The following is a 22,536-nucleotide window of genomic DNA, read 5'->3' on the forward strand; positions in this document are numbered from 1 at the left end:
ACAAGAGAGCATGATGGGCGAATTCGATGCCATCCGACCTTACGACGACAGCGAAGTCCCAGCGGTGCTGGCACGGTTGCTGGGCGACAAGGCGTTTCTAGATATCCTCACCCACTTCCGCTTCCCGCGTTTTGCCGGTGCCTTCGGCTGGATGCTCAAACCACTTATAGCTTATCGGCTGCGCCGTGAGTTTGCCGGCGTCCGTTCGGTTGCAACCTTGCAGGACAAGGTCGAGTTTTATGTCGACCACACCATCGAGCGTGCCACCGACGGAGTGACCTACACCGGGGTCGAACAATTCAAGTCCGGCAGCGCTTATCTGTTTCTGGCCAACCACCGTGACATCGTGATGGACCCGGCCTTCGTCAACTACGCGATCTACCACGCCGGCCTGCCGACGCCGCGCATCGCGATTGGCGACAACCTGCTGCAAAAGCCCTTCGTCAGCGATCTGATGCGCCTGAACAAGAGCTTTATCGTGCACCGCTCCATCAGCGGTCGTCGCGAGAAAATGGCGGCGTATCAGTTGCTGTCGGCCTATATCAATCACTCGATCCTCAACGACTGCCAGTCGATCTGGATCGCCCAGGCCGAAGGCCGCGCCAAGGACGGTGACGACCGTACCGAGTCGGCGATCCTCAAGATGTTCCACATGAGCCGCAAGGACGAGCCGTTTGGCGAGGTCATCCAGTCGCTGAACCTGACGCCGGTGTCGATCAGCTACGAGTACGACCCGTGCGATCAGGCCAAGGCCCGCGAGCTGTACATCCGCGCCACCACCGGCAGCTACACCAAGGTGCCCGGCGAGGACGATGCGAGCATCGCCAAAGGCATCACCGGCTACAAAGGCCGGGTCCACGTGAACTTCGCGGCACCGATCAGCGAGCTGTTCGAAGACACCAAGCAACTGGCAATCGAGATGGACCGGCAGATCCTCGGCGGTTACCGGTTGTTCCCGGTGCACTACCTGGCGTACGCCCAATGGAGCAACGCCGACCCGCAACTGCAGGTGCCGAGCGCCGCCACACTGTTCCCGGCCGAGGAACTGGCCAAGGCCCAGCAAGAGTGGCAAAACCGTCTCGATGCGTGCCCCGAGGAACATCGGCCGTTCCTGGTGCTTCAATACGCAACACCGGTGCGCAATCAGTACCGGGTCAAGGCGGGTTTGCCGCTGTAAGGTTTCGGCTGAATACAACAACGGCGCCTCGAGGCGCCGTTTTCATGTGCGATGCAAACCTCAAAAATGCCGGCTGACCCACGACAGCAGTAGCGCCAAGGCCAGGCAGGCAAAACCGAAACGGTAGCAAAACCGGTTCAGGCGCAGCGTTGCGATGTCCAGAAACAGCAGCGGTTCATCGATCGCCCGTTCCGCACTTTGTGCCGCCAGGTTCTTCAGCGCCAGCCGTTCGCGACGACGGGTCACGTGCAACAGCCAGGCACCAGGCAAGGCGATCAACAACGCAAAAAGATTCATCAGGCTCCCGGGATGAGCGCTGACAGCAGACCAGCTCATATGCAGCGACATCATGCCCCTCACGTAAAAAACAGCACTTGTGGCCTGAAAACAGCGGTAAGTGGCCAGACGCTTTTTACGCCCTGCGCGTTGCACTCCAGTGACCGGTAATTTACTGATTAATGCGCACTGTCACCTGAACGTCACCTTAACAAGCCAGCCTGTCGCCCCTCGAAACCGACACGGAGCCTGTCATGCTGCACGCAGAAAACCAGGATCGCCTCTACCTGATCGCCCCCAGCGACGAACAACAAAACCTCGTCGGCAGCCTCGCCTTCAACGTCCAGGACCGCCACTGGCTCGTCTACTGCGCCCTGGGCGGCCACCCACACGCCGACCTGCCGGAAACCGACCTGCTGACGGGCGTGAGCATGCTGGATTTTTATGTGGAAGCGGCCTAAAGCCAATATCAAAAGATCGCAGCCTGCGGCAGCTCCTACGGATATCCCCCACCCACAACGAAGTGGCGCACCCGCCCTCACCACTCAACAGGCCGAGCGTTAGCTCGCCTGCCGCTGTTGATCTTGATCCACCCGCCCCTTCGGCAGGCCGAGTGGAGGTGTTCATCAGGGGGTAGGCGCGCAGCGCCGTTCGGCGAAGCCGAATACATCGAGAGGAGGTCGAAGCGAAGCCGACCGGAGGCGATGCCCCCTGATGGACACCGGAGCGAGGGGACGCCGAGCCTAGGCGAGGTGCCGTACGCTTGGGGCGAAGACCTTTGCTTCCTTTGGGGCGTTTGCCAAAGGGAGTCGCTGTAAGAGCGAAACCGTCAGCCGCCGTTACCGCAGGAATGGATATGTACACCTGAAAGAGATTAGTCGGCTGTCAGGCCGCTATCGCGAGCAAGCTCAGCTCCCACAAAAGGCGCTCCCACCAAAAAACCGCAGGCACAAAAAAGCCCGGAGCCATCACTGGCACCGGGCTTCTTGAAGACAACGAACCGTTATTGGGCGAGCATCTGACCCACCGTCGGATCCTTGAACAACCGGGTCAACGCATCACTCAACACATCGCTCACCAGCTTGGTGTTGGTTTCCTGATTCGGCGCCATACCAAAACGCTGATTCAGCGACGCCGCATAACGGCCACTGTAACGATGATTGGCATTCTGCACATCAGAGCGGAAAGCCGCGCCAATGGTCGCCTCAGTCACATACATGCCTTCTTTGGGCGACTGATACGTCAGTTCTGCCAGCGTCACCGTCAACTGCGGCGCGTTGTAAGCATTAGGCGTTGGCGTGAAACCCAGCAAACGCACCGCTGCTTCGGCCTGGGCCTGCAACTTCGGCAGGATTTGCGCACCTTGTACCGTGATTGCGCTGGTTTCAGGGTACAGGCCACCACGGGTGCCCAAGGTTGGCGAAGGACGGCCATCGACCACCCTCACCACCACCGGCTGACCATGCCCGACCGGCGCGAGCTGAGTCGTGAGCTTAGGCTCCGGGGCTAGTTGTTGCGGGCTGTTGGCGCAGCCAGCCAGGGTCAAGCTGGTCACAGTGATCAAACCGAACAACAGTCGTTGCAACATGCGCTACTCTCCAGATACAAATACAAACTGATCGGCAGTATAGCGGTGGGCACGCGCTTCAAACCAGTAACCCTGAAGACTTGTGCAAAGTCTGCGCTTGCGGGCGCTCGGTAACCTCAGTGTCATGCCGTACTGCTAACTTCCGGGTGGAAATCGAAGAAATTCGCCTCAACTGGTTGCACCAGCCGCTACCAACCAGCACCCGTCTGAACCAGCGCATTGCTGATGCACGCTTGCATGCCCTGTAGCCCACCTGACCGAATGGCTAATAAAAGTCATTAAACACGACCATTTCCCTGCGTTTCTTCGCTACAATCTCCCCCCGATTATAAGGACGTCTCCTGATCGGGCCTCGCAGCATCGTCAATGCGCTTGTATTGACACCCCGCACCGCCCACAGAGAGCCGCCCACACAGATCGAGTGAAGCTGGCGAGCTTGCTGTTTATCCTGCAAACCACCACTTTTCGCGAATCTGCCAGAGCTGTCGTTACGCTCGGTCACTGAGCTGTTTGCCCGTTTTGCCTGCCCTGTATCCCATGGCGGCAATCCATGCGGACACGGTGCCAGGCTGGGACAGCCCTTTTTTTGAGGTTCACGTCTTCAAAAGAGCGTGAAAAAAACGGGTTTTCACAACTTCACAAGAGTGTGGCGAGCAAATGAATAGTTTTGCGTCTGAATATGCACCATTAGCGTCTACAACAGCCCAACGACACAGGACCGAGTACTCCTCAAGAACTGGAGCCTGAAGCCTGTCCACTACGGATTTGGTTGCACAAACGGACGTATCGACCATAAGTCGAATTGCCTCCCGCGCGCTGAAGTGAGTTCATAGGAACCCTGAGCCCGGTGGGTAGCGTCTGTCGAAGTTGCAAAAAATTGCGAAGATTCGGACATGGCGATCCTGGCCATGGGTGACCCGGGGCTCTACAGAGCATGCCCCGTAACTCCTGGCAGCTATGCCGACAATTTGGTGCTGCAGATTTTGGAGACGCGTTAAATGGCGCATAACGAAGCAGTCGACGTAGTACTGGTTGGGGCCGGCATCATGAGTGCCACCCTTGCTGTATTGCTCAAAGAGCTCGACCCCGCGATCAAGCTGGAAGTCGTCGAGCTGATGGATTCCGGTGCCGCGGAGAGTTCCAACCCGTGGAACAACGCCGGTACCGGTCACGCCGGGCTATGTGAGCTGAACTACACGCCACAGGCCGCTGACGGCAGCGTCGACATCAAGAAAGCCGTGCACATCAACACCCAGTTCGAGGTGTCGAAGCAGTTCTGGTCCTACCTGACCCGAAAAGGCACCTTCGGCTCGTCGAAATCCTTCATCAGCCCGGTCCCGCACCTGAGCTTCGTGCAAGGTGACGCAGGCGTTTCGTTCCTCAAGGAACGTTTCAAGTTGCTGAGCAAGCACCACGCCTTCGCCGAGATGGAGTACACCGAAGACAAGGCAAGAATGGCCGAATGGATGCCATTGATGATGCCTGGTCGTCCGGCCGACGAAGTCATTGCCGCAACCCGCGTGATGAACGGCACCGACGTCAACTTCGGCGCCCTGACCAATCAACTGCTCAAGCACCTGACCAGCGCACCCGACGCCCAGGTCAAGTACTGCAAGCGCGTGACCGGTCTCAAGCGTAACGGCAACGGCTGGACCGTCAGTATCAAGGACGTCAACAGCGGCAACACCCGCGAAGTCGATGCCAAATTCGTGTTCCTCGGTGCCGGCGGCGCAGCCTTGCCGTTGTTGCAGGCTTCGGGCATCGAAGAAAGCAAAGGTTTCGGCGGTTTCCCGATCAGCGGCCAATGGCTGCGTTGCGACAACCCGGAAGTGGTCAAACACCACCAGGCCAAGGTCTACAGCCAGGCAGCAGTGGGTTCGCCACCAATGTCGGTGCCACACCTGGACACCCGTGTCGTCGATGGCCAGAAGTCCCTGCTGTTCGGACCTTACGCCGGTTTCACCACCAAGTTCCTCAAGCACGGTTCGTTCATGGACCTGCCGATGTCGGTTCGCGCCGGTAACATCGGCCCGATGCTGGCCGTGGCGAAAAACAACATGGACCTGACCAAGTACCTGGTCAGCGAAGTGATGCAGTCGATGGAACAACGCCTGGAATCGCTGCGCCGCTTCTACCCTGAAGCCAAGGCCGAAGACTGGCGTCTGGAAGTTGCTGGCCAGCGCGTGCAGATCATCAAGAAAGACCCGAAAAAAGGCGGCATCCTGCAGTTCGGTACCGAACTGGTTGCCGCCAAGGACGGATCGCTTGCCGCGCTGCTCGGTGCATCGCCAGGCGCGTCGGTCACGGTGTCGATCATGCTTGAGCTGATCGAAAAATGCTTCCCGAACAAAGCCAAGGGTGAGTGGGCAGCCAAGCTGGCCGAAATCTTCCCGGCCCGGGAAAAAGTTCTGGAAACCGATGCTGCGCTGTATCGCAAGATCAACGCGCAGAACAACATCGCGCTGGAACTGGTTGAAGAAAGCAGCGAGACCCCAAGCTTCGCTTGATTGTCACGCATAAAAAACGCCCCGTTCTCATTGAGAGCGGGGCGTTTTTTTATGGCTCTAAAACATCTTAGCCGCGAGCTTTCTGGATCAACTCGATGTAGTCGGCGGCATTACGCTGATCCTGGATCAGGGCAACGAAGTCCTTGCCGTGCTCGTCCTTGCCATCCAGGTCGTAACCGGCCTCGACGAAGAACGCCAGGAAACGCTCGAAATCGTCGATACGCAGGCCACGGTAGGCCTTGATCAGTTTGTGCAGGGACGGTGATGTCGCGTCGACCGGTTCAAAATCGAGGAACAATTTGATCTGCGCATCGCCGATCTCGTCACCAATCACCTGTTTCTTATCTTTACGCATTGCCGACTCCAGCTCGCAGACATCTCACGGGGCGGGCAGTTTACCCCTGCCCCGCCCCAAGCCTCAACGACCAGCGCTCAATGCGTACGCCCGACACCGGCACGCAAACCTGCCCAGATGTGATCGTTGGCATAGCTGAGGAACAGAATCAGATCGTCCAGCAGCTACAAAACAACGCGAAGCACACCGTCAGTCGAACTGTTCGCGCATCCAGGCCTGATACTCGGCAACGCCAGGTTCACCTTCGCGAGGCGCCCAATGGGCGTGCTCGCCCTCGCCCACCGGGCGATAAGGTCCGGCTTTGCACTCGAATATCACGCTGTCTGCTTCCAGCGCCACCAAGCCATGGTAAACACCGGTCGGCAGGTCGATCCCCAGCGTATCGCCACCGCACTCCAGCACTCGCTTGGCAACCACCTGGCCTGCCTCGTCGAACACCAGCACACCCAGACGGCCCTTGAGGACCAGCAGGGTTTCAGCCTTGTCGCCGCCCAGATGCCGATGAGGTGGAATGTAGGTCGACGGCTGCAAACCAATCGCCATGCGGTGGCACGGCTCGTCCATCTGATGGAAGTTGTGATGCTGCCGGCCACGAGGATTGGCCGCAGCTTTCTCGGCCAGCTCGGTAAACAGTGCTTGATCAAGAAAGCTCGGCACGGCCATGTCTTACATTCCTTTGACGGCGTAGATCCCGGCGGCGTTGCGCCAGTAGCCTTTGTAGTCCATGCCGTAACCGAAGATGTAGCGGTCGATGCACGGCAGGCCGACGAAATCGGCTTTCAGGTCCGGGCGAGCCTTGCGGTCGTGGTCTTTATCGATCAGTACGGCGGTGTGCACAGCGCGGGCGCCAGCGTGTTTGCAGAAGTCGATGATTGCGCCCAGGGTGTGGCCTTCGTCGAGGATGTCGTCGATGATCAGCACGTCACGGTCGATGAACGAGACTTCTGGCTTGGCCTTCCAGAACAGGTCGCCGCCGCTGGTTTCGTTGCGATAGCGGGTAGCGTGCAGGTAGGAAGCTTCCAGCGGGAAATTCAGATGGGGCAGCAGTTTGCCAGAGAAAATCAGGCCGCCGTTCATCACGCAGAACACCACCGGGTTGCTTTCAGCCAACTGATCGTTGATTTGCGCACCAACGCGGGCGATGGCCGCCTCGACTTCAGCTTCGGTGTACAGGCAGTCAGCCTCTCGCATGATTTGACGGATATGCTCGAGATCAGCGGACATGGTGCTCTCCAAGGGGGTGGCGGATTCGGAAAAGCGAGCAAAGGTACGCATCCCGCCGGGTCAGATCAAGCGTTTCTGGACTAACGTACAGTATGTCTATAGGACAACACCCTCGGATAGATTAATCTAGGCCGGTTTTTTTGCCCGCCGCCGGAGCCTTTCCCCATGCCCATTCGTGAGATCCGCCATCCGCTGATCCGACACAAACTTGGCCTTATGCGCCGCGCCGACATTAGCACGAAGAATTTCCGCGAGCTCGCTCAGGAAGTCGGTGCCCTGCTGACTTACGAGGCGACCAAAGACCTGCCCCTTGAAACCTACGATATCGAAGGCTGGTGCGGCACGGTTTCGGTCGAGAAGATCGCCGGCAAGAAAATTACCGTCGTACCGATCCTGCGCGCCGGCATCGGCATGCTGGAAGGCGTGCTCAGCCTGATCCCGGGCGCCAAAGTCAGCGCCGTGGGCGTGGCCCGCAACGAGGAAACCCTCGAAGCGCACACGTATCTGGAGAAACTGGTTCCGGAAATCGACGAACGCCTGGCAATGATCATCGACCCGATGCTCGCCACCGGCGGTTCGATGGTCGCCACCATCGACCTGCTGAAAAAGGCCGGTTGCAAGGACATCCGCGCGATGGTCCTGGTGGCCGCCCCTGAAGGCATCGCCGCAGTAGAGAAGGCTCACCCGGACGTGATCATCTACACCGCGTCCATTGATCAAAAATTGAACGAACACGGCTACATCATCCCGGGTCTGGGCGATGCCGGCGACAAGATCTTCGGTACCAAGCAGAAGGACGCGTGAGCATGCAGGATGAGTTCAACGACCCGCTCTGGCGCACGGTGCTGTCTGGCGCGCAGATGCTGTTCGTGGCGTTTGGCGCGTTGGTGTTGATGCCGCTGATTACCGGCCTCGACCCGAATGTTGCGCTGTTCACGGCGGGCCTCGGGACTCTGCTGTTCCAGGTGGTCACCGGGCGGCAAGTGCCGGTGTTCCTGGCGTCGAGTTTTGCCTTTATCACCCCGATCATTCTCGCCAAGGGCCAGTTCGGCCTCGCAGCGACCATGGGTGGGGTGATGGCGGCCGGTTTCGTTTATACCTTTCTCGGCGTGGCCGTGAAGATCAAGGGCACCGGTTTTATTGACCGTTTGCTGCCACCGGTGGTGATTGGCCCGGTGATCATTTCGATCGGCCTGGCGATGGCGCCGATTGCCGCGAACATGGCGATGGGCAAGGCCGGTGACGGTTCGGAGCTGATTCATTACCAGACCGCCATGATGATCTCCATGCCAGCGCTGCTGACGACGCTGATCGTGGCAGTGTTCGGTAAAGGTATCTTTCGTCTGGTGCCGATCATCTCCGGCGTACTGGTCGGGTTTGGCATGGCGTTCTTCTTCGGCGTCGTCGACACCGCGAAGATCGCTGCCGCACCGTGGTTTGCGTTGCCGCACTTCACCGCGCCGGAGTTCAACTGGCAGGCGATTCTGTTCATTGTCCCGGTGGCGCTGGCCCCGGCCATTGAGCATATCGGCGGCGTGATCGCAGTCGGCAGCGTGACCGGACGTGATTACCTGAAGAAGCCCGGCCTGCATCGCACGTTGTTCGGCGACGGCATCGCAACCACTGCCGCCGGCCTGCTCGGTGGCCCACCTAACACCACGTACGCTGAAGTGACGGGCGCGGTGATGCTGACCAAGAACTACAACCCGAAAATCATGACCTGGGCGGCGATCTTTGCCATCAGCCTGGCGTTTATCGGCAAGTTCGGTGCACTGCTGCAAAGCATCCCGGTACCCGTCATGGGCGGTATTCTTTGCCTGTTGTTCGGGTCGATTGCTGCGGTGGGGATGAACACCATGATCCGCCACAAGATCGATTTGGCTGAAGCGCGCAACCTGGTAATTGTCTCGGTCACGCTGGTGTTCGGGATTGGCGGCATGCTGGTCGGCACCGGTACCGGCGCGCAGGATTTCGGCCTCAAGGGCATCGCGCTGTGCGCTGTCGTGGCGATCGCGCTGAACCTGATTCTGCCGGGCAATGACAGCTGGAAGCACAAGAAGGCGGATGAGCCGTTGCTCTAAAGATCGTTCCCACGCTCTGCGTGGGAACGATCATCGCCTATAGGGCCAACGGCGCTCGCTCACACAAGGTGCTCAACGCCTGCGCCCAGTGCGGGTCATCGTTGAGACACGGCACCAGCACCAACTCCTCGCCTCCGGCCTCGCGGAACTGCTCGAGCCCACGGTCACCGATCTCTTCCAGGGTTTCGATGCAGTCGGCCACAAACGCCGGGCACATCACCAGAATCTTCTTCACCCCTTGCTTGGCCAACGCGTCAAGACGCGCTTCGGTGTAGGGTTCGATCCATTTGGCGCGGCCCAGCCGTGACTGGAACGACACCGACCATTTGCCGTCCGGCAAGCCCATGCGCTCGGCAAATGCTGCGGCGGTACGCAAGCACTGACCGCGATAGCAGGTCGCGACCACTTCCGGCGGCGCGTCGGCACAGCAATCACCGTCGCCCTCAAAGCTATGGCCCGGGTTGAGTTTCTTCAGGTGCCGCTCTGGCAATCCATGGAAGCTCAGCAGCAGATGATCGTAATCCTGCTCCAGGTACGGCCTGGCACTGGCCACCAACGCGTCGAGGTATTCCGGCTGATCGTAGAACGGCTGGAGAATCGAGAACTGCACATTCAGTTTCTTCTCGCGCACCACCCGCTTGGCCTCTTCAATCACCGTGGTCACGGTGCTGTCGGCGAACTGTGGATAAAGCGGTGCGAGGGTGACGTTTTTGATCCCTTGAGCAGCCATGCGGGTCAACACCGACTCAATCGACGGCTCGCCGTAACGCATGGCCAACTCGACCGGCCCCTGGGTCCACTGCGCGGTCATCGCTTGCTGCAAACGGCGACTGAGCACCACCAGCGGCGAACCTTCATCCCACCAGATCGAGGCATAGGCGTGAGCCGATTGCTCAGGACGCTTGATCAGAATCAGCGAGACCAGCAAACGCCGCACCGGCCATGGCAGGTCAATGACATAAGGGTCCATCAGAAATTGATTGAGGTAGCTGCGCACGTCAGCCACCTGTGTGGAAGCGGGTGAACCCAAGTTGACCAGGAGCAACGCGTGATCGGTCATGCAACGTCCTATTTCAAAGGCGGCTGGACAGGTCGTCCAGGGCCGCACGCAAATCAGTGAAGCGGAATGTGAAACCCGCCGCCAGCAAGCGCGTCGGTGTCGCCCGCTGACCACCCAGCAGCAACAGTGACAACTCGCCAAGACCGACCTTCAGGGCAAATGATGGCATCGGCATGAACGCCGGCCGATGCAAAACGCTGGCAAGGGTCTTGGCGAACTCACGATTGCGCACCGGTTTTGGCGCGCACGCATTATAAGGACCGCTGGCGTCTTTCTGATGCAGAAGAAAATCAATCAGGGCGATTTGATCATCGATGTGAATCCACGGCATCCACTGCCGACCATTGCCGATCGGCCCGCCCAGCCCCAGTTTGAACGGCAATAACAGCCGCGACAAAAAGCCGCCCTCCGCCGACAGCACCAACCCGGTACGCACCAGCACTACCCGAATCCCCAACGTCTCGGCGCGCTGTGCGGTCTCCTCCCAGGCAATGCACAACTGGCTGGCGAAGTCTTCGCTGACCGGCGGCGACTTTTCGCTCAACTCACGTTCACCGCCGTCGCCATACCAGCCGACTGCAGAGCCCGAAATCAACAGCTGCGGTTTCTGCTCACGGCTTTCAAGCCACGCCAGCAGGGTTTCGGTAAGCCTGATTCGACTGCTCCAAAGCAGCGCCTTGCGTCGATGAGTCCACAAGCGATCAGCAATCGGTGCACCCGCGAGATTGATCACCGCATCCACCGGACGTTGGCCAATGTCTTCCAGACGCCTGACGCCACGTACCTGCGTGCCGCACAATTTGGCGACTTGTTCAGGCCTGCGACTCCACACCGTCAGGCTATGGCCCTGGCTCGACCAGTGTCGGCAGAGTTGACGTCCTATCAAACCAGTACCGCCGGTCAGCAATATGTGCATGACATCTTCCTCGCGTGGCGTTTTACCCTGATCACTAGTCTATTTTTATAAGCAGGGATGTTTCGGATCAGGCAGGTTCTGTGTTTAACAATAGGCCAACCTGCCAGAACGAGAACGCTGAAAGTTATACCAGAAAACAATGTTGTATAGGTTTAACCTGCAGCGTAGCCTGTACAGAAAGGTAAACGAGGCCTCTATGACTGTACCCATCGCAATCATCGGCACCGGCATCGCCGGACTCTCGGCAGCCCAAGCCTTGCAAGAGGCCGGGTACGTCGTTCAATTGTTCGATAAAAGCCGTGGCAGCGGCGGTCGCATGTCGAGCAAACGCAGCGACGCCGGCGCACTGGACATGGGCGCACAATACTTCACCGCCCGTGATCGCCGCTTTGTCATTGAAGTCCAGCGCTGGCAAGCCAATGGCTGGGTCGCGGAATGGACGCCGCAGCTCTACCACTATCAAGGTGGCCAGCTCAGCCCATCACCGGATGAACAGACCCGCTGGGTCGGCACCCCACGCATGAGCGCCATCACCCGCGCGCTGATCGGCGATACGGAAGCGCATTTCGCTTGCCGGATTACCGAGGTCTATCGTGGCGAAGAACATTGGCATTTGCAGGATGCCGAAGGCTTCACCCACGGTCCCTTCAGCCATGTCGTCATCGCTACGCCGGCGCCGCAAGCCACTGCCCTGCTGGCCGCCGCGCCGAAACTCGCCGGGGTCGCCGCCGGGGTAAAAATGGACCCGACCTGGGCCATTGCGCTGGCCTTCGACACGCCGCTGGATACGCCGATGGAAGGCTGCTTTGTACAGGACAGCCCGCTCGACTGGCTGGCGCGTAACCGTAGCAAGCCGGGCCGCGACACCACCCTCGACACGTGGGTATTGCACGCCAACAGCAACTGGAGCCGACAACATATCGACCTGCCTAAAGAGGCGGTGATCGAGCAACTGCACGGCGCCTTCGCCGAGCTGCTGCACGACTCCATGCCCGCGCCGGTCTTCAGCCTTGCCCATCGCTGGCTCTACGCACGCCCGTCCAGCAGCCATGAATGGGGCGTATTGGCCGATGCCGACCTGGGCTTGTACGTGTGTGGCGACTGGTGCCTGTCCGGGCGCGTCGAAGGGGCCTGGATGAGCGGTCAGGAAGCGGCTCGTCGTCTGCACGCACACCTGCAGTGAAGCGTATCAACCCCGCACAGCTGTCGCGTGATGAAACCCACAAGAAGATGGAGCGGGTGAAACTTATACAAACAATTTGACTTGTACACCTTTGGATCTATGATCAAACCGTGTTGTACAGCGTGCACAGCCTGTACAAATATAGATCCGAGGTACCTCCATGCCCTTCGACTCCGCAAGCAAACCGAAAATCGCTATCAGTGCCTGCCTGATGGGTGCCGAGGTGCGTTACAACGGCGGGCATAAAGCCTCTCGGCTGTGCAGTCAAACCCTCACGGATTATTTCGAGTTCATTGCGGTGTGCCCGGAAGTCGCCATCGGTCTGGGGGTTCCCCGCGAGCCGATTCGACTGGTCGGCGATCTGCTGCAACCTCACGCCGTTGGTACGGTTCACCACGAACTGGATGTCACTCAGGCACTGACGAACTACGGCCAGCAAATGGCCGGCGCGCTGGGCGATATTTGCGGCTATATCTTCATGCAGAAATCACCGTCCTGTGGCCTGGAGCGGGTCAAGGTTTACCACGCCAACGGCAGCCCGCACGACGGCGGTGCACGCGGCATCTACGCTCAAGCGTTTTGCGCCCGACACCCGGACCTGCCGGTGGAAGAAGACGGTCGACTGAACGATCCCGTACTCCGCGAGAATTTCCTGACCCGGGTATTTGCCTACTCAGCCTGGCAGGAGCTCCTGCAAAACGGCTTGGGTCGCAATGCTCTGACCGACTTTCACGCACGCTACAAATACCTGTTGATGGCCCATAACCCACTGCAATACAAAGCCTTGGGCAAGCTCCTGGGTGATATGGGCCAGACCGATCCCGATGAACTCGGCCCGCGCTATTTCAGCGAGCTGATGGCGGCACTGAAAAAATGCGCCACCCGCGGCACCCACACCAATGTGCTGCAACACCTCAGCGGCTATCTCAAACAGCTCATCAGCGCCGAAGACAAACAGGAAGTGCAGCATGTGATCGGTCAGTACCGCCACGGCATCGTGCCCTTGGTGGTGCCACTGACATTGCTCAAGCATCACTTGCGCCATCATCCCGATCCGTACGTTATGCAGCAGGCGTACCTGCAACCGCACCCGGAAAATCTCAGCTTGCGAAATGCGATCTAAATGAAAACCGAACCTGACACTTATCCCCATGACGACAGCCCAGGCACCGGCGATCAACAGCCCCCGGAGAATGATTGGCTGCCGATTCGCGAAGTTGCACGAATCACCGGCATCAACGCCGTTACCCTGCGTGCCTGGGAACGTCGCTATGGCCTGATCGTGCCGCTGCGTACGTCCAAGGGACACCGACTGTTCTCGGTCGAACATGTGCAGCGGATCCATGACATTCTCACCTGGCTCAATCGCGGCGTGGCCGTCAGCCAGATCAAACAGCTGCTGGATACGCCAGCAGCACTGCGTGAACCGGTCACAAATGACTGGCACGTCCTGCGCCTCAAGCTGATGCAGGCGATCGGACAACTCGCCGAGCGCCAGCTCGATGAGACGCTCAATCAGGCCATGTCGTTGTATCCACCGCGCACCTTGTGCGAGCAACTGCTGATGCCGCTGCTGGCCGAACTCGAGCAGCGCTGGCAAGGCCAGTTCGGCGCGCAGATGGAGCGGGCGTTCTTTTATTCCTGGTTGCGCAGCAAGTTCGGTGCAAGGGTCTACCACAACAACCGTCAGTTGCGCGGCGCGCCGTTGCTGCTGATCAATCACTCCGACTTACCCCTGGAGCCGCATCTGTGGCTCATCGCCTGGCTGATCAGCAGCGCCGATTGCCCCGTGGAAGTGTTCGACTGGCCGTTGCCAGCCGGCGAATTGGCACTGGCGGTCGAGCATCTGCAAGCGCGCGGTGTGCTGCTGTATTCCAGTAAAACAATCGATCTCAAACATTTATTGAAACTTCTGACCAATGTCGGCGGCCCAAAACTCATGGCCGGCCCTGCCGTGTGCATCCACCACGCCGAGTTGTCCGCCATAACCTCTGAAATAGCCGATTTATCTCTGGCCGAAGATCCCTTGTCGGCCCATCAGGCACTGCTTCAGCGCGGGCTCATTTAAATGCTTGTAGGCAAAACTTCCCTGCAATTGATCTGGCTGCGCAGCGACTTGCGCCTGCATGACAACACTGCCCTCTCAGCCGCCGCCGCTCATGGTCCATGCGTGGCGGTGTATTTGTTGAGCCCGCTGCAATGGCATGCCCACGATGATGCACCGTGCAAAGTGGATTTCTGGCTGCGTAACCTGCGCGAGCTGAGCCACGCCCTCGGCGAGCTGAACATTCCCTTGCTGATCCGTACTGCCGCACGCTGGGATGATGCGCCGCAGGTGCTTGGCCAGTTATGCACAGAGCTGGACGTCGAGGCGGTCCACGTCAACGAGGAATACGGCGTGAATGAAAGTCGCCGTGATGCGGCCGTCAGCAAGACTCTCGACGCTGCGGGCATTGGCTTTTACAGCTACTTCGATCAATTGCTGTTCAAGCCCGGCAGCGTGCTGACCAAAACCGGTACGTACTTCCAGGTCTTCAGCCAATTCCGCAAAGCTTGCTACGCCCGCCTGCACGGCGCATTACCCCGCCTGACTGCCGCCCCCGGGGTCCAGGTGCCAACGGCCATCAACCGTGACCCGATTCCATTGCAGGTCGAGGGTTTCGACACGCCAAGCGAACATCTGCGCCTGCTCTGGCCCGCCGGTGAAGGTGAAGCCCATCGGCGTCTGGAGCACTTCGCCCAAGGGCAGATTGATGACTACAAGGACCAACGCGACTTCCCGGCAAAACCCGGTACCAGCCAGTTGTCCGCGTACCTCGCAGCCGGGGTGATTTCGCCACGCCAGTGCCTGCACGCCGCCGTGCAAAGCAATCAAGGCGAGTTCGAAAGCGGCAGCGTCGGCGTCATCACCTGGATCAACGAACTGCTCTGGCGCGAGTTTTACAAACACATTCTGGTGGGCTATCCACGGGTCTCCCGGCACCGCGCCTTTCGCCCGGAAACCGAAGCCCTTGCCTGGCGCGACGCTCCGGATGAGCTGGCGGCCTGGAAAGAGGCGCGCACCGGGCTGCCGATCATCGACGCCGCCATGCGCCAACTGCTGGAAACCGGCTGGATGCACAACCGTCTGCGGATGCTGGTGGCGATGTTCCTGACAAAAAACCTGCTGATCGACTGGCGCGAAGGTGAGCGTTTTTTCATGCGCCATTTGATCGATGGTGATTTGGCCGCGAACAACGGCGGCTGGCAGTGGAGCGCTTCCACCGGTACCGATTCGGCACCCTGGTTCCGGATTTTCAACCCGCTGAGCCAGTCGGAAAAATTCGACGCTGAGGGCCTGTTCATCAAGCACTGGCTGCCGGAGCTGGCGGGGCTGGACAACAAAGCTATCCACAACCCGGCGGCCATGGGCGGACTGTTTGGCGTGGCCGACTATCCACTGCCAATCGTCAATCTGGGCCAGTCACGCGAACGCGCACTGGCGGCGTTCAAACATTTGCCTTCGCGCCTGGATGTCGGAGCGATACATGACTGAAAAGGAGAGTGGATTGAGTCATACAACGCCACGACGGTATTGGCTGACGGGGGCCGGCAATGGCATTGGTGCTGCACTGGCCGAAGAACTGTTGAAGTCCGGCATGCACCTGGCGGTCAGTGCCCGCACGATTGCGCCATTAAAAGTCCTGGCCCAGCGGTATCCGGGGCAAGTGCTGGTGGTGGCGGGTAATCTGACCAACAGCCAGACCGTGCGCGAGATCGGCGAGCGAATCCAGCAGCAGTGGGGCTCGCTGGACACCGTGATTATCAATGCCGGCACCTGTGAGTATGTTGACACCCAGCAGTTCGACGGTTCGATCATCGAACATGTGGTGCGTACCAACCTGCTCGCCAGCAGCTATTGCATCGAAGCTGCCCTGCCGTTGCTGCGCGCTGGCTTCGCCCCCCATCTGGTGGGTATTGTCAGCTCAGTAACCGACCTGGCCCTGCCTCGGACCGAAGCCTATGGTGCCTCGAAAGCCGGGCTGCGGTATCTGTTTGAGTCCCTGCGCATTGATCCGGCGTCGAAAGGTGTTGAAGTCACCCTGGTTAGCCCAGGTTCCGTCGACACCCCGCTGAACGGGAGCAACGACTATCCGATGCCACAGATCTGGTCAGCCGATAAAGCCGCGCGCCATGTCGTCGAAAAACTCAAGCAGCGCCCGCAGGAAATCCCCCTCCTGGCCCTGTCCATGGCCGCACTCTGGCCTCTGTCGAAACTATTCAACCGTAGAAAATTAGTGATCGGCAAACGCATGGTCAGGCGCTCGCCGCCAAGCATCGATACGCCGTAAACAGATCATGAGCAACGCCCGTCGGCAGCCTCATCCGGTTGAGCGTCCGTCTGGCCTTTCACACAGTTACGGCGCGCTGCCTTACACTGCGCACCTATGAACACGATCCCCATCAAGACCATCGCTGAACCGGCGGTCACCTGCTCGACCTGCGCAGCCTGCTGTTGCCAGCTCGAAGTCATGCTGATCACCGACACTGGCGTGCCCGAACGTTTTATCGACACCGACGATTGGGGCGGGGAAGTCATGCTGCGCCTGGATGACGGCTGGTGCGCCGCACTGGATCGCGACAGCATGATGTGCACCATTTACGAAAAGCGCCCGCTGATCTGCCGGGAGTTCGAGATGGGTGCGCCGGAGTGCATCGATGAGCGTCAGGGGATTGCGACGGCGTATCGCTGAGTGCAAGTTAGCCAAATACACCTGTGGGAGCCAGCCTCGCTCCCACAATGAAGCAGCCAGTCATTACAGCGGCATCGTGTAATGCAACGCGTAGCTTTCTATACCGTCATTGGTGACGTTGATATGGGCGTTGGAGTAATGCGTCGCGCGAATCCCGATTTCATGCCCGCCAGCAAACCGCAGGCCGAACCCCAATCGATCCTCAAACTGAAAAGCCTCGCCCAACCGGCGGTCGTCCACTTCGTCGTGAGCGAACACCGCAACGCCGATGCCGGCTTCCAGATAAGGTTTGACGGTTTGCCCGGCAAACTCGTAAACGAACACCGGAGAGAACGACAGGCTGTGATTGCTTACGGTCTTGTCACCATTCCAATAGGTGTACGCACCGCTCCAGTAGCCCGTCACGCGCCCGACATCAGTCTGCCACCAGCTTTTATCCCAATCCCATTGCAGGCCCAGGCGATAAGTCTGGGTCGAACCGGAGGTCTGGCCAACCGCAAACTCGACGCCAGCTGCTTGTGCGGTAAAACTGTGCCCCAACAACGCGACCGCGATCGCGGCTAAACAGAACAGTCGCTTCATGAGAAACATCCTTTTCTGAACGATTATGTTTGTTTTTTTGGCTCAACAGACGGGCTATGAAAATCCACGCTTCAACAGAAATTCATCCACTTGAAGCGTTCCCCAAAACGATTTCTACAGACTGAAGCTTTGCACAACCCCGGCGTTATGCCAGAGCAGCGGCAGGATATTTCTCAGGTGCTCGGGGCTGGCACTGGTCCAGAACTGCGCGTCGCGAGGTGGCCCCACTGCGAGCAACTCACGCTCGGCCAGCAGGCGCTGGGTTTGCCGGGCAACAGCCGCGCCAGTATCGATCAGGCTGATGTCAGCGGGGAGCATCCGCTTGAGCAATGGCTTGAGGAAAGGATAGTGCGTGCAACCGAGAATAATCGTGTCACACCCGGCTGCCAGCAGAGGTTCGAGATAACCGGCCAGTAACTGGCACAGCTCCTGGCTGTGCAGATCACCGGCTTCGATCAGCTCCACCAACCCTGGGCACGGCTGAGTGATGACCCGTACATCGGTGGCAAAACGGTCGAGCAAGGCCGCGAACTTGGCGCTCTGCAACGTCCCGGTAGTGGCGAGCACACCGACCACGCCACTGCGAGTGGCCGCGGCGGCTGGCTTGACCGCAGGCTCCATGCCGATGATGGGCCAGTCCGGGTAGTCGCGACGCAAATCCGCGACACCGGCCACGGTTGCCGTGTTGCAGGCCACGACCAAGGCCTTGGCACCTCGCCGGACAAAAAACTCCGCGACTACGCTGCAACGCTGGCGAATGAACTCGGGAGATTTCTCGCCATAGGGAATGTTCCCGCAATCGCCGACATACAACAGCGATTCATTGGGCAACAATTGCTGGATCTCAGCCAGCACCGACAACCCGCCGACCCCGGAATCGAACACGCCGATGGGCGCTTCACGCATGCCTGCCCCCGCAAACACTGCAGCCTGGATCACGCTTGACCCGCAACTCACGGAACCGCGCCCCCAAGGCATCGATTAATAATAACCGCCCCACCAACGGCTCACCGAACCCGACCAACAGTTTCAACGCCTCAAGCGCTTGCAGGCTGCCCACCAACCCCACCAGCGGACCGAGCACGCCGGCCTCGCTGCAGGTCAGTTCGGCTTCGCTGCCGTGCCCGTACAAGCAGTGGTAACACGGGCTCTCGGCGCGACGTGGGTCGAACACCGACAACTGCCCTTCCAGGCGAATCGCCGCGCCGCTGACCAAGGGTTTTCGCGCCGCTACACACGCCGCGTTCACCGCTTCGCGGGTGGAAAAATTGTCGGAGCAGTCGAGTACCACATCGACCGCCGACACTGCAGCCGCCAACGAGTCTTCGTCCAGCGCGGTGCGATGCGCGATCAGTTGAATCTCGGGGTTGATCGCCGTCAGACGCCGGATAGCCGAGTCGACCTTGCTCAGCCCGACGCTGTCGGTGTCGTGAATGATCTGCCGTTGCAGGTTGGTCAGGTCGACCGTGTCGAAGTCCGCCAGATGCAACTCACCGACGCCGGCAGCCGCCAGGTACAGCGCGACCGGCGCACCAAGCCCGCCGAGGCCGACGATCAGGACGCGGCTTTGCTTGAGTCGCAATTGGCCGTCGATGTCGACGTGTTGCAACAGAATCTGCCGGCTATACCGCAACAGCTCCTGATCATTCAGCACGGTAGACGCCCCAGACTGATACGTTCATGGTCACCGAGGTCCTTGCGGCTGTGGACCTCTTCAAAACCTTGGGTCAGCAGCAAATCGCGCACGGCATCGGCCTGATCATAACCGTGCTCGAGCATCAACCAGCCGCCCGCTTCCAGGTGGCCAGGCGCCTGGGCGATGATCAAACGCAAGTCATCGAGCCCGTCGGTGCCGGCCACCAACGCACTGGCCGGCTCGAAACGCACGTCACCGGCCACCAGATGCGGGTCGGCGCAGGCGATATAAGGCGGATTACTGATGATCAGCGTGTAGCGATGATCTTTCAGCGCACTGAACCAGTGACTGCTCAGCACCGTGACGTTGTTCAAGTGCAGACGCTGGCGATTGCGCTCGGCCAGGGCCACGGCCTCGAGGATCCGGTCCACTGCAGTGACTTGCCAGGCTGGACGCTCGCTGGCCAAAGCCAGGGCAATCGCGCCGCTTCCGGTGCCCAGATCGAGAACCTTGGCAGGTGTTGCGGGCGCCAGTTCCAGGGCAGTTTCGACCAGCAACTCGGTGTCCGGGCGCGGGATCAGCGTATGCGGCGCCACTTCCAGGTCCAGCTTCCAGAAACCCTGCTGGCCGAGAATATAGGCCACCGGCTCGCCGGAGCGACGACGTTGCAGGTACTCGGCAAAGATCAGCGCCGCTTCGCTGGGAACGATGCGCTCCGGCCAGGTGTGCAGAAAACTGCGGGACTTGCCCAGGGCCGCGGCCAGCAGCAATTCAGCATCCAGGCGCGCGGTCGGCGAGTCAGGCAGGTCGGCTGCACGTAACAAACTGGCAATGATGGTCATTTATTCACCTATCGCTGCCAGTTGGTCTGCCTGGAATTCGGCCAATAACGGCTCGATCACGGCATCGACGCCACCCGCGAGGATTTCGTCGAGGGAATACAGCGTCAGGTTGACCCGATGGTCGGTGACCCGCCCCTGGGCGAAATTGTAGGTACGGATTCGCTCGGAGCGGTCGCCCGACCCCACCAGCAACTTGCGCTCGCTGGCGATGGCATTCGCCGCAGCACTGGTTTGCTGGTCATTCAATTTAGCCGATAGCCAGGACATCGCCCGCGCTCGGTTCTTGTGCTGGGAACGTTCTTCCTGGCACTCGACCACGATGCCCGACGGCAAGTGGGTAATCCGGATCGCCGAGTCGGTCTTGTTCACGTGCTGACCGCCTGCGCCGGAGGAGCGATAGGTATCGACGCGCAAATCTGCCGGGTTGATCTCGATCGCTTCCTGTTCGTCCGGCTCAGGCAATACCGCCACGGTACAGGCCGAGGTGTGGATACGTCCCTGGGATTCAGTGGCCGGAACCCGTTGCACGCGGTGCGCGCCGGATTCGAACTTCAGCTTGCCGTAGACATTGTCGCCTTCGACCCGCGCGATAACTTCTTTAAAGCCGCCGTGTTCGCCGATGTTCTCCGACAGAATCTCGACCCGCCAGCCACGCCGTTCGGCGTAACGCGAATACATGCGGAACAGATCGCCGGAGAAGATCGCCGCTTCGTCGCCGCCAGTACCGGCACGAATTTCCAGGAACACGTTGCGCCCGTCGTTCGGGTCCTTGGGCAGCAGCATGCGTTGCAGGCTGGCTTCAAGTTCGATCAGTTGCTCTTTGGCTTCGCGGACTTCTTCGACGGCCATTTCGCGCATGTCCGGATCGCTGTCCTTGAGCAGCGCCTGGGCACCTTCGAGATCGCCCTGAACCTTGAGCAACTGTTTATAGGTGGCGACAATCGGCTCAACTTCCGCGTATTCCTTTGAATAGGTACGGAATTTGTTCTGATCGGAAATGACTTCACCATCGCCAAGCAAGGCGGTCAGTTCCTCGAAACGGTCCTGGAGGATGTCCAGCTTATTGAGCAGTGACGCTTTCATTGCGGTTTTTTATCCGAAGAGCTATCCGAATTACCCTCACCGAGGGCAAAGAGTTCCTGGGCCATGGCCAGCGCATCGAGGCGGCCTTCGGCAGTAAGCTTTTTCAACTGTACGCTGGGAGCATGCAACAGTTTGTTGGTCAGGCCGCGGGCCAGTTGCACCAGCACGTCTTCAGCACTGCTGCCGTTGGCAAGCAGGCGCTGGGCTTTTTGCAATTCTTCATCACGCAGACGTTCGCTCTGTTGACGATAGGCCTTGAGCACATCCACCGCTGCCAGTTCACGCAGGCGAACCATGAAGTCGTCGGCACCGATGGAAACCATTTCTTCCGCCGCCTGGGCAGCACCCTGACGGCTCTTGAGGTTTTCGGCGACCACTTCGTGGAGATCGTCGACGCTATAGAGGTAAACGTCGTCCAACTCGCCGACTTCCGGTTCGATATCCCGTGGTACAGCGATATCAACCATGAAGATCGGTTTATGCTTGCGCAATTTCAAGGCACTTTCTACCGCGCCTTTGCCAAGAATCGGCAACTGGCTGGCGGTCGAGCTGATGACGATATCACTGCGCACCAGTTCTGCCGGGATGTCCGAGAGCAGCACCGCATGGGCGCCAAACTGCTCAGCCAGGATGCTGGCGCGCTCCAGGGTCCGGTTGGCGACCACGATCCGCTTCACGCCCAGCTCATGCAAATGGCGGGCGACCAGGGTAATGGTCTCGCCAGCGCCGATCAGCAATGCCTGGCTGCGCTGCAAATCGCTGAAAATCTGTTTCGCCAGGCTGACTGCGGCAAACGCCACGGACACCGGGTTTTCACCGATGGCGGTGTCGGTGCGCACCTGCTTCGCCGCATTGAACGTGGCCTGGAACAAACGCCCAAGCAGCGGACCAATGGTGCCGGCCTCGCGGGCCACGGCGTAGGCCGATTTCATCTGGCCGAGAATCTGCGGTTCGCCCAACACCAGCGAATCGAGCCCGGAGGCGACACGCATCATGTGACGAACTGCCGCATCATCTTCGTGCACATAAGCGCTGGCACGCAGCTCATCGAGGCTCAAATGGTGATAATCGGCCAACCAGCGCAACACGGTATCGGCAGAAAGCTGATCCTGCTCTATATAGAGTTCACTGCGATTGCAGGTGGAGAGGATCGCAGCTTCGCGGCTGTCGGTGAGTCGGCAGAGCTGCTGCAAGGCCTCAACCAGCTGCTCTGGAGTAAAAGCCACGCGCTCGCGGACGTCTACGGAAGCAGTCTTGTGGTTAATACCGAGTGCAAGGAAGGCCATTCAAGAT

Annotated in this window: 24 protein-coding genes; 11 read left to right on the forward strand and 13 right to left on the reverse strand. The window is 59.5% G+C overall.

All coding sequences use genetic code 11. The annotated features are described in order from the left end of the window. Positions 1 to 10: 10 nt before the first annotated feature. Positions 11 to 1,177, forward strand: coding sequence for a 1-acyl-sn-glycerol-3-phosphate acyltransferase (locus tag FPT12_RS21590; protein ID WP_145019781.1), 1,167 nt, complete (start codon positions 11 to 13; stop codon positions 1,175 to 1,177). A gap of 60 nt (positions 1,178 to 1,237) precedes the next feature. On the opposite strand, the gene FPT12_RS21595 is transcribed toward FPT12_RS21590, so the two are convergent. Then, positions 1,238 to 1,525: a hypothetical protein gene (locus FPT12_RS21595; RefSeq protein WP_178098847.1), complete on the reverse strand. Its 288-nt coding sequence runs from the start codon at positions 1,523 to 1,525 to the stop codon at positions 1,238 to 1,240. Between the two features lie 182 nt (positions 1,526 to 1,707). Here FPT12_RS21595 and FPT12_RS21600 point away from each other — a divergent pair, with 182 nt between their 5' ends. Next, the gene (locus FPT12_RS21600; RefSeq protein ID WP_145019787.1) at positions 1,708 to 1,914 is read left to right on the forward strand and encodes a hypothetical protein; all 207 of its coding nucleotides are present in this window, start codon (positions 1,708 to 1,710) and stop codon (positions 1,912 to 1,914) included. 542 nt (positions 1,915 to 2,456) lie between these two features. Here FPT12_RS21600 and FPT12_RS21610 read toward each other — a convergent pair. After that, the gene (locus tag FPT12_RS21610; protein ID WP_145019790.1) at positions 2,457 to 3,041 is read right to left on the reverse strand and encodes a YajG family lipoprotein; all 585 of its coding nucleotides are present in this window, start codon (positions 3,039 to 3,041) and stop codon (positions 2,457 to 2,459) included. Positions 3,042 to 4,039: 998 nt separating this feature from the next. On the opposite strand from FPT12_RS21610, the gene mqo reads away from it, so the two are divergent. Further along, positions 4,040 to 5,548 (forward strand): malate dehydrogenase (quinone), encoded by a 1,509-nt coding sequence (gene mqo, locus FPT12_RS21615; RefSeq protein ID WP_145019793.1) that lies wholly within the window; start codon positions 4,040 to 4,042, stop codon positions 5,546 to 5,548. 67 nt (positions 5,549 to 5,615) lie between these two features. On the opposite strand, the gene FPT12_RS21620 is transcribed toward mqo, so the two are convergent. From FPT12_RS21620 to FPT12_RS21630, 3 genes are all read right to left on the reverse strand, one after another. Beyond that, positions 5,616 to 5,903, reverse strand: a complete 288-nt coding sequence (locus FPT12_RS21620; protein ID WP_054595650.1) for a PA4642 family protein — start codon at positions 5,901 to 5,903, stop codon at positions 5,616 to 5,618. Positions 5,904 to 6,092: 189 nt separating this feature from the next. After that, positions 6,093 to 6,566: a WbuC family cupin fold metalloprotein gene (locus tag FPT12_RS21625; protein WP_145019796.1), complete on the reverse strand. Its 474-nt coding sequence runs from the start codon at positions 6,564 to 6,566 to the stop codon at positions 6,093 to 6,095. Between the two features lie 3 nt (positions 6,567 to 6,569). Then, positions 6,570 to 7,127, reverse strand: a complete 558-nt coding sequence (locus FPT12_RS21630; protein ID WP_145019799.1) for a hypoxanthine-guanine phosphoribosyltransferase — start codon at positions 7,125 to 7,127, stop codon at positions 6,570 to 6,572. A gap of 165 nt (positions 7,128 to 7,292) precedes the next feature. Between FPT12_RS21630 and upp the strand changes: the two genes are divergently transcribed. Both upp and FPT12_RS21640 read left to right on the forward strand, forming a co-directional pair. Continuing rightward, positions 7,293 to 7,931, forward strand: coding sequence for a uracil phosphoribosyltransferase (gene upp, locus FPT12_RS21635; protein ID WP_145019802.1), 639 nt, complete (start codon positions 7,293 to 7,295; stop codon positions 7,929 to 7,931). A gap of 2 nt (positions 7,932 to 7,933) precedes the next feature. Beyond that, positions 7,934 to 9,208, forward strand: a complete 1,275-nt coding sequence (locus tag FPT12_RS21640) for a uracil-xanthine permease family protein (RefSeq protein ID WP_145019805.1) — start codon at positions 7,934 to 7,936, stop codon at positions 9,206 to 9,208. A 37-nt stretch (positions 9,209 to 9,245) separates the two neighbouring features. On the opposite strand, the gene hemH is transcribed toward FPT12_RS21640, so the two are convergent. Both hemH and FPT12_RS21650 read right to left on the reverse strand, forming a co-directional pair. Continuing rightward, positions 9,246 to 10,268 (reverse strand): ferrochelatase, encoded by a 1,023-nt coding sequence (gene hemH, locus FPT12_RS21645; RefSeq protein WP_145019808.1) that lies wholly within the window; start codon positions 10,266 to 10,268, stop codon positions 9,246 to 9,248. Positions 10,269 to 10,281: 13 nt separating this feature from the next. Continuing rightward, complete coding sequence (locus tag FPT12_RS21650) at positions 10,282 to 11,184, reverse strand: TIGR01777 family oxidoreductase (RefSeq protein ID WP_145019811.1); 903 nt, start codon at positions 11,182 to 11,184, stop codon at positions 10,282 to 10,284. 196 nt (positions 11,185 to 11,380) lie between these two features. On the opposite strand from FPT12_RS21650, the gene FPT12_RS21655 reads away from it, so the two are divergent. The 6 genes from FPT12_RS21655 to FPT12_RS21680 all read left to right on the forward strand — a co-directional run bounded on the left by FPT12_RS21655 (position 11,381) and on the right by FPT12_RS21680 (position 17,100). Next, positions 11,381 to 12,367, forward strand: a complete 987-nt coding sequence (locus tag FPT12_RS21655) for an NAD(P)/FAD-dependent oxidoreductase (protein ID WP_145019813.1) — start codon at positions 11,381 to 11,383, stop codon at positions 12,365 to 12,367. Positions 12,368 to 12,527: 160 nt separating this feature from the next. Beyond that, the gene (locus FPT12_RS21660; protein ID WP_145019816.1) at positions 12,528 to 13,490 is read left to right on the forward strand and encodes a DUF523 and DUF1722 domain-containing protein; all 963 of its coding nucleotides are present in this window, start codon (positions 12,528 to 12,530) and stop codon (positions 13,488 to 13,490) included. Then, complete coding sequence (locus FPT12_RS21665) at positions 13,491 to 14,435, forward strand: MerR family transcriptional regulator (RefSeq protein WP_145019820.1); 945 nt, start codon at positions 13,491 to 13,493, stop codon at positions 14,433 to 14,435. 21 nt (positions 14,436 to 14,456) lie between these two features. Further along, positions 14,457 to 15,902 (forward strand): deoxyribodipyrimidine photo-lyase, encoded by a 1,446-nt coding sequence (gene phrB / locus FPT12_RS21670; RefSeq protein ID WP_145019952.1) that lies wholly within the window; start codon positions 14,457 to 14,459, stop codon positions 15,900 to 15,902. A 13-nt stretch (positions 15,903 to 15,915) separates the two neighbouring features. Continuing rightward, positions 15,916 to 16,698: an SDR family oxidoreductase gene (locus FPT12_RS21675; RefSeq protein ID WP_145019948.1), complete on the forward strand. Its 783-nt coding sequence runs from the start codon at positions 15,916 to 15,918 to the stop codon at positions 16,696 to 16,698. A gap of 96 nt (positions 16,699 to 16,794) precedes the next feature. Then, positions 16,795 to 17,100, forward strand: a complete 306-nt coding sequence (locus FPT12_RS21680; RefSeq protein ID WP_145019823.1) for a YkgJ family cysteine cluster protein — start codon at positions 16,795 to 16,797, stop codon at positions 17,098 to 17,100. A gap of 63 nt (positions 17,101 to 17,163) precedes the next feature. Here the strand turns inward: FPT12_RS21680 and FPT12_RS21685 are convergent, their stop codons facing one another. The 6 genes from FPT12_RS21685 to hemA form a co-directional block, all read right to left on the reverse strand. Next, positions 17,164 to 17,682 carry an acyloxyacyl hydrolase gene (locus FPT12_RS21685; protein WP_145019826.1) on the reverse strand — a complete coding sequence of 173 codons (519 nt, stop codon included), beginning with the start codon at positions 17,680 to 17,682 and terminating at the stop codon, positions 17,164 to 17,166. Between the two features lie 114 nt (positions 17,683 to 17,796). Beyond that, entirely contained in the window at positions 17,797 to 18,588 is a 792-nt protein-coding gene (gene murI / locus FPT12_RS21690) for a glutamate racemase (protein WP_145019829.1), read from the reverse strand. After that, positions 18,581 to 19,336: a molybdopterin-synthase adenylyltransferase MoeB gene (locus FPT12_RS21695; protein WP_103318437.1), complete on the reverse strand. Its 756-nt coding sequence runs from the start codon at positions 19,334 to 19,336 to the stop codon at positions 18,581 to 18,583. The genes murI and FPT12_RS21695 overlap by 8 nt, the downstream gene beginning before the upstream one ends. Further along, entirely contained in the window at positions 19,330 to 20,160 is an 831-nt protein-coding gene (prmC, locus tag FPT12_RS21700; RefSeq protein WP_145019831.1) for a peptide chain release factor N(5)-glutamine methyltransferase, read from the reverse strand. Before prmC ends, FPT12_RS21695 begins: the two co-directional genes overlap by 7 nt. Beyond that, positions 20,161 to 21,243 carry a peptide chain release factor 1 gene (prfA, locus tag FPT12_RS21705; RefSeq protein WP_054595622.1) on the reverse strand — a complete coding sequence of 361 codons (1,083 nt, stop codon included), beginning with the start codon at positions 21,241 to 21,243 and terminating at the stop codon, positions 20,161 to 20,163. Beyond that, positions 21,240 to 22,529, reverse strand: coding sequence for a glutamyl-tRNA reductase (hemA, locus tag FPT12_RS21710; RefSeq protein ID WP_145019834.1), 1,290 nt, complete (start codon positions 22,527 to 22,529; stop codon positions 21,240 to 21,242). The genes prfA and hemA overlap by 4 nt, the downstream gene beginning before the upstream one ends. Positions 22,530 to 22,536: the final 7 nt, after the last annotated feature.

Origin of the sequence: Pseudomonas sp. H3(2019), from assembly GCF_007713465.1 — a bacterium.
Classification (GTDB): Bacteria; Pseudomonadota; Gammaproteobacteria; order Pseudomonadales; family Pseudomonadaceae; genus Aquipseudomonas.